The organism is Bradyrhizobium sp. NAS96.2 (genome assembly GCF_001908235.1).
Taxonomy (GTDB): Bacteria; Pseudomonadota; Alphaproteobacteria; order Rhizobiales; family Xanthobacteraceae; genus Bradyrhizobium.
The window spans coordinates 1-11,428 of sequence record NZ_LGHK01000185.1; the positions used below are offsets into that span (position 1 = coordinate 1).

The window sequence follows — 11,428 nt, forward strand, 5'->3', positions numbered from 1 at the left end:
GCTGCGGCCGCGCGAAGAGCTGTTCGTGCTGCGCTCGGCCTGCGGCGCCGACGTTCGCTCGGTTTGCGGCGGTGTCCAGCCCGGCGGCGGACGGATCGTGCAATGCCTCGCGACCAATGCCGGCTCGCTCTCGCCGGCATGCCGCGAGGTGCTGGCGCCGTTCGCGGCGCGGTAATCCTGTTGTCACGCGACTGACCAAAGGAAGTGATCAATGCTGCGTATTGTCCTGACCGCCGCCTTGCTGTGCGGCACGTCCGCCGTCTACGCCCAGGATCTAACCGCCGCGCAACGCGACGCCTGCATGGGCGACTATCAGAAGTTCTGCAAAAGCGTGACGCCCGGCGGCGGGCGCATCATCGCCTGTCTCGCCAAGGAAAGCGACAAGCTGACGCCCGCCTGCAAGAAGGTGCTGGCGGAAGCGGAAAGGAAGTAACCGCACAAGCGGAGACGACAAGTGCCCGGCGAGTGTCGGGCACGAAGCCGCAGCACCTTGTTGTCACCCAAAGGCCAACCATACCTCACTCCGGGAGAGGGAATATCATGCGCTCATTATTGCTGATCGCTGCAGCCCTGCTGTCCTTTGCCGCGACCATGACTTTCGAATCCTCCGACGCCAACGCCGTGGTGTGCGGACGCGGCCCGTATCGCGCCGGATGCGCCGGCCATCACGGCGCGGTCGTCGTCCGCAAGCCCGTCGTTGCCGGCTGCCGCTGGGTATGGGTCGGCGGGGTCAAGGTCCGCCGCTGCTACTGAACTTTTCGGCTCCACACTTGTAGCCACCGCGCGCATTTTCCCTCTGGCGTTCCCGCCAGAGGGCGATTAGTCTGGACCCAAATTGTAAGTACACTGTCAATCTGGGAGGCAGACGTTGCGGATCGCCGTGATTGGCGGAGGGCCCGGCGGGCTCTATTTCGCCTATCTGTGGAAGAAGCGTCATCCCGACGCCGAGATCGATCTGTTCGAGCAGAACGCCGCCGGCGCCACCTGGGGCTTCGGCGTGGTGTTCTCCGAGCAGGCGCTGGACTTCCTGCGCGCCGACGACCCCGAGACGGTCGACGCCATCACGCCGCGGATGGAGAGCTGGAAGAACATCACGCTCAATCTGCGCGGCGAGAGCGTCGAGATCGACGGCGTCGGCTTCTCCTCGATCGGCCGGCTGGCGCTGCTGACCATTCTGCAGGAGCGCGTGCGCAGCACAGGGATCACACCGCGTTTCGACACCGTCGTGCAATCGGTCGACGAGCTCACGGGTTACGACCTGATCGTCGCCGCCGACGGGCTGAACTCGATGGTCCGGCGCGGCTTTGAGGCCGCCTTCGGCGCGTCAGTGTCGCATTCCTCCAACAAGTTCGCCTGGTACGGCACGACCAAGCCCTTCGCGACGCTGTCGCAGACCTTCGTGGCGACCGACCGCGGCAGCTTCAATGCCCATCACTATCGCTATGCGAAGGACATGAGCACCTTCCTGGTCGAGTGCGACGCGGCGACCTGGGCGGCTTACGGCTTCGCCGACAAGAGCATCGAGGAGTCGCAGGCGATCTGCGAGGACGTGTTCGCCGCGACGCTGGACGGCCACAGGCTGATCTCGAACAAATCGGTGTGGCGCAATTTCCCGTGGATCTGGAACGAGCGCTGGTCGCACGGCAACATGGTGCTGATCGGCGACGCGCTGCATTCGGCGCATTTCTCGATCGGCTCGGGCACGCGGCTGGCGATCGAGGATGCGATCGCGCTGACCAAGGCGCTGGAGACCGAGAACGGCATTGCCGCCGCACTGGCGCGCTACGAGGCCGAGCGCATGCCGATCGTGAAGAAGCTCGTCACCGCGGCGCGGACCAGTGCCGACTGGTACGAGCATTTCCCCGCGCACATGAAGCACGATCTGATGGATTTCGCCTACAGCTACATCACCCGCTCCGGCCGGATCGACGACGCGCGGCTACGCGCAATGTCGCCCGCCTTCATGGCCCGCTACGAATGCTCAAAGGGACGCTCATGACTGGGATCGCCGACCAGGTTCCGCCTGATAATCCCGGTGCGCGCGAGATCGGCTTTACGATCCCCGAACACTACAATGCGAGCCGCATCCTGTTCGACAATCTCGGCAACGGGAATGCCGAGCGCCTCGCGCTGACCGGCCCGGCCGGCACGCGGACCTATCGCGAGCTCTGCGCTGACGCCGCGCGCTGGGGCCACGCCCTCCAGTCGCTGGGACTTAAGCGCGGCGACCGCGTGCTGCTGTTCCTCGACGACACCCCGGCCTATCCGGCAGCGTTCTTCGGTGCGGTCCGGGGCGGCTTCGTGCCGCTCCTGATCAACACGCTGACGACGCCGGAGCTGCTGCAATTCTATTTGTCCGACGCCGGCGCGCAGGTCGCCGTCACCGATGCCGAATTTTGCACGCGCTTCAATGCCGAAGCCTGCAAGGACACCCCGTTGCGCACGTTGGTCGTGGTGAACGGCCCCGCTGGCGATCACGCAGTTGCGGAAACGCGGAACGCGGGCGATTGGCTGCAAGCGTTTCCGACCGAGTTCGACGCGGCCGACACCCACCGCAACGAGATGGCGTTCTGGATGTATTCGTCGGGCTCGACCGGCCGCCCCAAGGGCATCGTGCATCTGCAGCACGACATGGCCTATAGCGAGCGGGCCTTTGCCCGCAATGTGCTGAAGCTCAAGCCCGGCGACATCTGCTTCTCGGTGCCAAAGATCTTTTTTGCCTATGGTTTCGGCAACTCGATCACGTTTCCGTTCTCGGTCGGCGCCGCGACGCTGCTGCTGCCAGGCCAGCCGAAGCCGGCCGCGATCTTCGCGGCGATCGGTCAGTATCGGCCGACCGTGTTCTTCGGGCTGCCGACGCTCTACATCACCCTGACCAAGGCCGAAGGCGCCGACGCTGCCGACTTCTCCTCGCTGCGGATGGCGGTCTCGGCCGCCGAGGTGCTGTCGGCCGATGTGTTCAACGGCTGGAAGCGGCTCACCGGGCTCGAGATCATCGAAGGCCTCGGCTCGACCGAGGTGCTGCACGTCTATCTCAGCAACCGCGCGGAGCAGAAGAAGCTCGGCGCCGCGGGCCTGCGCGTGCCCGGCTATGAGATCATGCTGCGCGACAGCGACGGCCGCGAGGTCGGCGACAATGAGGAAGGCATTCTGTGGGTGCGCGGCGATTCCGCCACGCCGCTGTACTGGAACCGGCCGGACAAGACCGCCGAGACCGTGCGCGAGGACGGCTGGATCTACACCGGCGACCGCTTCATGCGCGACAGCGACGGCTTCCACTTCTTCCGCGGCCGCGCCGACGACCTGATCAAGATCTCCGGCCAGTGGGTCTATCCGCTGGAGGTCGAACTCTGCCTCGCCGATCACCCCGACGTCCGTGAATGCGCGGTCTACGCCGCCGAATTGCCCGACCGCCGCATGACGCTGCGCGCCGTGGTGGTGATGAACAAAGGTGGCTTCGACACGGCCGAAGCAACGCGGCGGTTGCAGGACTACGTCAAGACGAAGCTCTTGCCCTACAAATATCCGCGCGAGGTGAAGTTCATCGACGAACTGCCGAAGACCGGCACGGGCAAGATCGACCGGCAGGCGGTGATGCGGATGTAGGGACTGCGTTTTCGAAGGAACGCGGCTACCACAAATTCGGTGTCGTCCCGGCGAAAGCCAGGACCCGTAACCACAAGTGTTTGTGGCGCGAAGGCTGGGGCCGCAGCCTACCTCAACAACGACTATTCGTGGTTATGGGTCCCGGATCGCGCTTCGCTTGTCCGGGACGACGACTGAGGATGCGGCAATCGCGTCTTATACGTTGGCCACCGGCAGCTAACTACCCAACCCCGTCCCGCCATACAGCCACGCGATGTCGTCGCGCCACTGGCCTTGCGATTTCGCGCTCATGATCGCGTTGCGGATGCGGGCGTGTTCGCCTGAGGGATGGTAGACATGCTCGCCGATCGCGCGTGACATCAGCTGCACGCGCGCGGTGCGCGGAAAGCGCTGGGCGCGATAGGCGTCGAGCGCAACCGCATGATCATCGTGATTGGCCAGCATGTGCGACAGACACACCGCATCCTCCATCGCCTGGCAGGCGCCCTGCGCGAAATATTGCAGCATCGGATGCGCGGCGTCGCCGAGCAGCACCGCGCGGCCGTCGATCCATTGCGCGTTCGGATCGCGGTCGCACAACACCCAGAGCTTCCAGTTGGTGCCGTGGCGGATGATGTTCTGCGCCCGCTCGTGGACGTGGGTGAAGCCCTTCATCACCTCTTGCTCGGAGACCGGCTTGCCGGCGACCGGCTCCGGCGCGTCGTTGTGATAGGTGACGACGAGGTTGAACACCTTCCAGCCCGACAGCGGGTAATGCACGATGTGGCATTTCGGGCCGGCCCACAGCGTCGCCGCGTTCCAGCGCAGATCCTCCGGCATCTGCTCGGTCGGGATCACGGAGCGATAGGTGGTGTGGCCGGAGACGCGCGGCGGGCCGTCCGCCGTCACCTGCTTGCGGATGTTCGACCACAATCCGTCGGCGCCGATCAGGAGACGCCCGGTGATGTGCTCGCCACTGGCAAGCTTTGCGGTCACCGACGAGCCATCCTGCTCGTAGCCCGTCACTTCGCTGGACACGCGGAGCTCGATCAGTTCATGATTCTGGCAGGCGCGCAGGAACACACCATGCAGGTCGCCGCGATGCACCACGGCATAGGGGTTGCCGAACCGCGCGCGAAACGTCTCGCCGAGATCGATGTGGGTGATCTCATCGGCGGTCAGCGCATCCATCAGCCGCAGCTGATCGATATAGACGGCCATGTTGCGCGCGGCCTCGCCGACGCCGAGATAGTCGAAGGCCTGGAACGCGTTCGGCCCGAGCTGGATGCCGGCGCCGATCTCGCCGAGCGTGGCCGCCTTCTCCAGCAGGATCGAGCGGATGCCCTTTTGCGCAAGGCCCAGCGCCACGGCGAGGCCGCCGATGCCGCCGCCAGCGATCAGGACCGGCTTGCTGTCCGCCATCAGCCCGACCTCCCCAGATGTTCGAGCGCGTCCTCGGCGCGCAGCGGCACCCGCGACGCCTCATTGTTGAGGTCGACAAGTTGGGTCAAGAGCGAGAGAAGCGTCTTGCGGTCGCCCGGCTTCAGCGGCTGCAGCATCCGCGCCTGCGCCTTGTCGACGGAGGGCATGATGTCGCCGAGCACGGCCGCACCGGCCTTGGTGAGATAAAGCAGCTTGACGCGCTTGTCCTCCGCGGCCGGCTTGCGCACAATGTATTCCTTGGCCTGCAGCCGCTCGATCACATTGCCGAGCGTGGAGCGGTCGAACGCGATCACCGCCGAAAGCCTTGTGGCGTCGATGCCGGGATGGGTCGAGATCGCGACCAGCGCAGCGTATTGCACCGGCGTCAGGTCGAACGCCTTGCACTCCTCGATGAACAACGCGACCGCGATCTGCTGCATGCGCCGAAACAGATAGCCGGGCGCGGTGTAAACCGCGTCCATGGTGACGGGCGTTGGCTTGCTATTCGGCATCGGGCTGCTTGTCCGGGGCGGCGTCGGCGAACGCCTTGACTTGTTTGGCCGCGGCCTCGGCCTTGAGCAGGCGCGGATAGGCCGACACGTCGACGCCGAAGCGCCGCGCATTGGCGAGCTGCGGCACCAGGCAGAGATCGGCGAGCGTCGGCGCATCGCCGAAGCAGAACGGCCCGGCCTCGTCAGCTATCAGGGTCTCGCAGGCCGAAAGGCCCTCGCGATTGGCCCAGGCCGCCCACTCCGTCACCTGCTCCTCGGGCAGGCCGAGCTGACGCAACCGCGCCAGCACCTTGAGATTTTGCACCGGGTGGGTGTCGCACGCGATCGCCTGGGCGAACGCCCGCACCTTTGCGCGCCGCAGCGGATCCTTCGGCAGCAGCGGCGGATTGGGATTCGTCTCGTCGAGCCATTCGATGATCGCAAGCGACTGGGTAAGGATCGCGCCGGCATCGCTCTCCAGCGTCGGTACCAGCCCCTGCGGGTTGATCGCGAGATAGGCCGGCGCGCATTGCTCGCCCTTACGCAGATGATGCGGCAGGTGCTCCGGCGTCAGCCCCTTCAGATTGAGGGCGATCCGGACCCGGTAGGACGCGCTGCTCCGGAAATAGCCATGCAGCTTCATCGGAACCTCCCTTGCATTTCGTCATTGGCTTGTTTCGTTGACGCTAGCCATATTGTCAGTATACTGTCAATTAAATTGCACCAAACAAGAACGATGGGAGGCTTGCCATGGAAGCCGTGCAGAAGACCCCGGAGCGCGAGGCGTTCTACAAGAAGATCGACGGCCAGAACCTCTCGGCGCTGTGGAACGTGATGAACGATCTGATCACGCCGGAGCCGAAAAGCGCCTGCCGCCCTCACTTGTGGAAGTTCGACCAGATCCGCGACTACATGAACGAGGCCGGAAAGCTGATCACGGCCAAGGAAGCCGAGCGCCGCGTGCTGGTGCTGGAAAATCCCGGGCTGCGCGGCCAATCCAAGATCACGACCTCGCTGTTCGCAGGCGTGCAGATGGTGGTGCCGGGCGACATCGCCCCCGCCCATCGTCATGCCCAGTCGGCGCTGCGCTTCGTGCTCGAGGGTAAGGGCGCCTTCACCGCGGTTGACGGCGAGCGCACCGCGATGTCGCCGGGCGATTTCGTCATCACACCGTCGATGACCTGGCACGACCATTCCAACGAAACCAATGAGCCGATGTTCTGGCTCGACGGGCTCGACATCCCGATAGTGCAGTTCTTCGACTGCTCGTTTGCCGAAGGCGCCAAGGAAGATCAGCAATCGATCTCCAAGCCGGCCGGCGCCAGCTTCGCGCGCTACGGCCACAACCTGTTGCCGATCGACCAGAAGCGCACCTCGAAGACCTCGCCGATCTTCAACTATCCCTATGAATACACCCGCGAGGCGCTGGAGAAGGCCAAAGCCAGCGACGAGTGGGACGCCTGCCACGGCCTCAAGCTGAAATTCTCCAACCCCGAGACCGGCGATTTCGCGATGCCGACCATCGGCACCTTCATCCAGCTGCTGCCGAAGGGTTTTAAGACCGCACGCTATCGTTCCACTGATGCGACCGTGTTTGCCGCGATCGAGGGCAAGGGCCGCACCCGGGTTGGCGACCAAACCTTCGAATGGGGACCGCGCGACCTGTTCGTGGTGCCGAGCTGGCACTGGGTCACCCACGAGGCCGATACCGACGCAGTGCTGTTCTCGTTCTCCGACCGCCCGGTGCAGCAGAAGCTGGATTTGTTTCGCGAGGATCGGGGGAACGCGTAAGCAGAAACGTGTAGTCGCCGTCGTCCCGGCGAAAGCAGGGACGACAGCAGAATTTTTGGCCGGCAGCGTGCCTCACCGCCAGTGCAGCAGCCGCGTCTCCAGCAGATTGATCAGCTTCCCGACCGCGAGCCCGAACAGCGACAGGATCACGACACCGGCGAGCAGCTGATCGGTCTGCATCAGATTGCCGGCCTGCAGTACGAAGGCGCCGATGCCGTATTGCGCGCCGATCATCTCGGCGCTGACGACCAGCAGCAGTGCAACCGATGCGGTGATGCGGAAGCCGGCGAGGATCGAGGGCAGCGCGCCCGGCCAGATCACGCGGCGCACGATGGCATGAAACGGCACGTTGAAGCTCTGCGCCATCCGGATCAGGTTGCGCGGCACCGCATCGACGCCGCTATAGACCGAGATCGCGGTCGAGAAGAACACCCCGAGCGCAATGGTCGCGATCTTCGGCTCCTCGCCGATCCCGAGCCACAGGATCAAAAGCGGCAGCAGCGCGATCTTCGGGATCGGGAACAGCGCCGAGATGAAGGTGATGCCGACGCCGCGCGCCATGGTCGACAGCCCGATCGCAAAGCCGACGATGACGCCGGCAACCGTGCCAATGATCCATCCGGTGCCGATCCGCATGATCGACCACGACAAATGCTGCCACAGCGCTCCCGACGTCGCGAGCTTGGTGATCGCGACCGCGATCGCCGACGGCGCCGGCAGGAACAACGGATTGACCCATCCTGCGCTGCCGGCGAGCTGCCAGATCGCGATGACCAGCGCGAGCGCGATCCAGCCGGCATAGCGGCTACCTCCCGATGTGAAGCCGGCGCCGCGAAACGCGACCGGCCGGGTCGCTTCCGCCGATTGGTCTTTTGTCTCCGGCGGCGCGCGATCAAGCATGCTGGACCTCGCGCTCGGCATCGATCGCTTCCTTGCGGATCAGCGACCACAGCTCACCTTGAAGTGCGGCCATCGGCCCGCGGGCATCCGCCATGCCACGCTCGGCGCGCGTCATCGGGATGGTCACGATCTCCCGGATGCGGCCGGGGCGGCGCGACAGCACCACGACGCGGTCGGCGAGCCGCACCGCTTCCTCGAGATTATGCGTGACATAGACCGCGCCCATCGCGCCGTCGGCCAGCAGGCCGACGAAATCCTCCATCAGGAGCTCGCGAGTTTGCGAATCCAGTGCCGACAGCGGCTCGTCCATCAACAGGATCGCCGGACGAACCGCAAGCGCGCGCGCAATGCCGACGCGCTGGCGCATGCCGCCGGAGAGCTGCTTCGGGTAAGCGACGCGGAAATCCGTTAAGCCGGTGCGGCGCAGCGCATCGTCGATCACGGCGCGACGCTCGCCGGCGCTGAGGCCCGTGTGCAGCAGCGGGAATGCGACATTCTCCTCGACCGTATTCCACGGCAGCAGGGCAAAATCCTGAAACACGAAGGTCAACGGATTGAGGCTGCCGGCCGGCGGTGCGCCGCGCAACTCGGCAGCGCCCTTGCTCGGCCGCAGCAGGCCGCCGAGGATCGATAGCAGCGTGCTCTTGCCGCAGCCGGACGGACCGACGATCGCGACGACCTCGCCGGCGCGGACCGTGAAGGAGACATCATCGAGCACGTCGAGTGCGCCGAAGCGATGACTGATATGGTCGGCGATCAGGTCCATCTACTGGCTCACCGTCTGTTCCGTCACCCCCGCGCAAAGGCTTCGCCTTTGTCGCTGGAGGAGCCGCGAAGCGGCGTCTCGAAGGGTCGACGGCCCGGATGTAAGGGGACCGTGCATCCTTCGAGGCTCGCCCAGCGGTGCAAGTACACCGCAAGGCTTGCACCTCAGGATGACGGATCGAGTAAAGTATGCGTGGCGCTGCTTCATCAATCCGCCTTCACATAATCCTTGGCGATGATCGCATTCGCATCAAAACCCTTGTCGGCGAAGCCCTGCTCCTGCAGCCATTTGATCTGGTTGTCGACGTTCTTCACGTCGAGCTTGCCGTCGGGATCGATATAGGCGCAGTTGCCGACCACCTGCTCGACCGGCAGGTTGGTGTATTTGGCGATGATCTCGAGCAGCGGTTTTGTTTTCTCGTTGATCGGCGCCACGCCGTCCTTGATCGCGGTCAGGATCACGTCGTGATATTCGTGGTCGGCACGGGTCAGCGCGGTGAGCAGTCTCTTCACCAATTGCGGGTTGGTCAGCGTCTTCGGCGACGCGAAGATGGCGCCCAGTTGCCACGGCGTCTCGTCGCCGACCCAGCCGAGGAATTTCGCGCCGTTCGAATCCATCAGCGTCCGCGCCGTCGAGACCGGCAGCAGCGCGGCGTCGACGGTTTCGCCCTTCAGCGCCGCGGCCGCGTTCGACAGCGATTGCAGCGGCACGATCTTCACGTCCGACAGCTTGAAGCCGTATTTGTCGGCGAGCAGGCCGAGCGAATAATGGAAGCTGGAGCCGACCTGGGTCACCGCGACGCGCTTGCCGGCGAGATCCTTCGGGGCCTTCAGGCCGGCGGCATAGGCGTTGTTGCTGGCGAAATAGCCGATCAGGGGATAGCCGGCCTTCTCGCGGCTCATGCCGCCGATCACCTTCAGCGTGCCCTTGCCGGCGAGGTTGTAGAGCCCCGCGGTGAAGGCGGTGATGCCGAAATCGACGTCACCCGACGTGGTCGCGACCGCGATCGGCTGCGCCGCGTCGAAGAATTTCAGCTCGACATCGAGCCCGGCGTCGCGGAAATAACCCTTGTCCTGCGCGATGAACACCGGCGCCGACGACGACAGCCGCAAGACACCGATCTTCGCCTTCAGGAGATCGTCAGCCCGCGCGATGCCGCTCGCGGCCCACACCAAGAGACCCGCGAGTGCGAGCCGCGCCCAACCCTTCATTGCCGTCTCCACCTATAGCCCCTCGGGCACGGCCTGGTCGCGCCCGATAAACGCGCCCTGCGCCGCGAGCTGTTGTTGCAACTTTTCGACGGAAATGTCGCGCGGAATCGTATTGCCCGAAAGTGCGAGCGCAGCCGCGGTTCCCGCCGCCTCGCCCATCACGAAGCAGGCACCGGAGACGCGCGCCGCCGATTGCCCTTCATGGGTCATCGAGGCGCAGCGGCCGGCGACCAGCAGGTTATCGACGTCGTCAGGCACCAGCATGCGATACGGCAACTCGTTGTAGCCGCGGCTCTCCGGGATCGGCGGAAACTCGAAGGTCACATCGCCCGGCACGTGCTTTTCCATCGGCCAGCCATTGACGCCGATCGAGTCCTCGAACGAGGCGCAGCCCAGCACGTCCTCACCGGACAGCATGTAGCCGCCGATCACGCGCCGCGTCTCGCGGATGCCGAGCTGCGGCGGCAGATCGACGATGTAGGAATTCTCGAAGCCCGGCACTGTGCGCAGGAACTTGAACGCCTCGACGGCCTGGCGGCGGCCCTCGATCTCGCCGCGCGTCATGTCATCAGGATCAATACCGGAAATGGCGCCGCCGTCGCTGCGCGTCACCTGGGTGAAGTTCACCCGCCATTCGATCTGCGACTTCTGCGGCCGCACGATCGCCGACTTGCGCGGGAATTTGTGCGTGCCGGCGGCCTCGGCCTGCGCCATCCGCTCCGGAATTATGCGCCACGCATCGCCGGCCTTGGCCGGATCGATGCCGTTGAGGCGGAACATCATCGAGGGGTAGAGCATGCCGCCGGCATTGTCGCCGACTTCATAGGGCGCACCGGCCCACACCGCGAGATCGCCGTCACCGGAGCAGTCGATGAAGATGCCAGCACGCACCGCCTGGCGGCCGGCCTTGGTTTCCACCATCAGCGCGCGGATATACGTGCCATCCATGACGACTCCGGCACCTAGCGCGTGGAACAGGATATCGACCTTGTGATGCGCCAGCAGATCGTCCGCCGCGATCTTGTAGGCCGCAGTGTCATAGGCCTGCGCAAAGATCTTGCCGAGGATCAGATGCGGCGCGTTCAAGCCGCCGAGCCGGTCGATCCGCGCCAAGAGGTCGGAGGCGATGCCCTGCACCACCCGATGCATCTTGCCGAAGATGTTGGCGTGCAGGCCACAGAAATTGGTCACGCCGGCCGCGGTACCCATGCCGCCAAGAAATCCGTAGCGCTCGATCAACAGCGTCCGCCGCCCCGCGCGCG

The 11,428-nt window shown here is 65.0% G+C and carries 13 protein-coding genes; 6 read left to right on the forward strand and 7 right to left on the reverse strand.

Annotated features, from left to right (window positions below):
• The 5 genes from AC628_RS43320 to AC628_RS32200 all read left to right on the forward strand — a co-directional run.
• The coding region (locus AC628_RS43320) for a cysteine rich repeat-containing protein (RefSeq protein WP_245321437.1) at positions 1–175 on the forward strand (175 nt) is incomplete at its 5' end.
• A gap of 36 nt (positions 176–211) precedes the next feature.
• Entirely contained in the window at positions 212–433 is a 222-nt protein-coding gene (locus tag AC628_RS32185) for a cysteine rich repeat-containing protein (RefSeq protein ID WP_074130779.1), read from the forward strand.
• Between the two features lie 107 nt (positions 434–540).
• The gene (locus AC628_RS32190) at positions 541–753 is read left to right on the forward strand and encodes a hypothetical protein (protein ID WP_074130780.1); all 213 of its coding nucleotides are present in this window, start codon (positions 541–543) and stop codon (positions 751–753) included.
• 115 nt (positions 754–868) lie between these two features.
• Entirely contained in the window at positions 869–1,999 is a 1,131-nt protein-coding gene (locus AC628_RS32195; RefSeq protein WP_074130781.1) for an FAD-dependent monooxygenase, read from the forward strand.
• Complete coding sequence (locus AC628_RS32200) at positions 1,996–3,606, forward strand: benzoate-CoA ligase family protein (RefSeq protein WP_074130782.1); 1,611 nt, start codon at positions 1,996–1,998, stop codon at positions 3,604–3,606. Before AC628_RS32195 ends, AC628_RS32200 begins: the two co-directional genes overlap by 4 nt.
• A 216-nt stretch (positions 3,607–3,822) precedes the next feature.
• Here the strand turns inward: AC628_RS32200 and AC628_RS32205 are convergent, their stop codons facing one another.
• Genes AC628_RS32205 through maiA form a run of 3 tightly spaced genes read right to left on the reverse strand, consistent with a single transcriptional unit; the run spans position 3,823 to position 6,141 of the window.
• A complete protein-coding gene (locus AC628_RS32205) occupies positions 3,823–5,007 on the reverse strand; it encodes a 3-hydroxybenzoate 6-monooxygenase (protein ID WP_074130783.1) in 1,185 nt (394 codons plus the stop codon).
• Positions 5,007–5,519: a MarR family winged helix-turn-helix transcriptional regulator gene (locus AC628_RS32210; protein WP_074130784.1), complete on the reverse strand. Its 513-nt coding sequence runs from the start codon at positions 5,517–5,519 to the stop codon at positions 5,007–5,009. The genes AC628_RS32205 and AC628_RS32210 overlap by 1 nt, the downstream gene beginning before the upstream one ends.
• Positions 5,509–6,141: a maleylacetoacetate isomerase gene (gene maiA, locus AC628_RS32215; protein ID WP_074130785.1), complete on the reverse strand. Its 633-nt coding sequence runs from the start codon at positions 6,139–6,141 to the stop codon at positions 5,509–5,511. Before maiA ends, AC628_RS32210 begins: the two co-directional genes overlap by 11 nt.
• Positions 6,142–6,248: 107 nt before the next feature.
• Here maiA and gtdA point away from each other — a divergent pair, with 107 nt between their 5' ends.
• Positions 6,249–7,289: a gentisate 1,2-dioxygenase gene (gtdA, locus tag AC628_RS32220; RefSeq protein ID WP_074130786.1), complete on the forward strand. Its 1,041-nt coding sequence runs from the start codon at positions 6,249–6,251 to the stop codon at positions 7,287–7,289.
• 72 nt (positions 7,290–7,361) lie between these two features.
• Here the strand turns inward: gtdA and AC628_RS32225 are convergent, their stop codons facing one another.
• The 4 genes from AC628_RS32225 to AC628_RS32240 form a co-directional block, all read right to left on the reverse strand.
• Positions 7,362–8,189, reverse strand: a complete 828-nt coding sequence (locus AC628_RS32225) for an ABC transporter permease (RefSeq protein ID WP_074130787.1) — start codon at positions 8,187–8,189, stop codon at positions 7,362–7,364.
• Positions 8,182–8,955, reverse strand: a complete 774-nt coding sequence (locus AC628_RS32230) for an ABC transporter ATP-binding protein (RefSeq protein ID WP_074130788.1) — start codon at positions 8,953–8,955, stop codon at positions 8,182–8,184. The genes AC628_RS32225 and AC628_RS32230 overlap by 8 nt, the downstream gene beginning before the upstream one ends.
• Positions 8,956–9,161: 206 nt before the next feature.
• The gene (locus AC628_RS32235; RefSeq protein WP_074130789.1) at positions 9,162–10,166 is read right to left on the reverse strand and encodes an ABC transporter substrate-binding protein; all 1,005 of its coding nucleotides are present in this window, start codon (positions 10,164–10,166) and stop codon (positions 9,162–9,164) included.
• A 12-nt stretch (positions 10,167–10,178) separates the two neighbouring features.
• Positions 10,179–11,428: FAD-dependent oxidoreductase (locus AC628_RS32240; RefSeq protein WP_074130790.1), on the reverse strand; the 1,250-nt coding region annotated here is incomplete at its 5' end.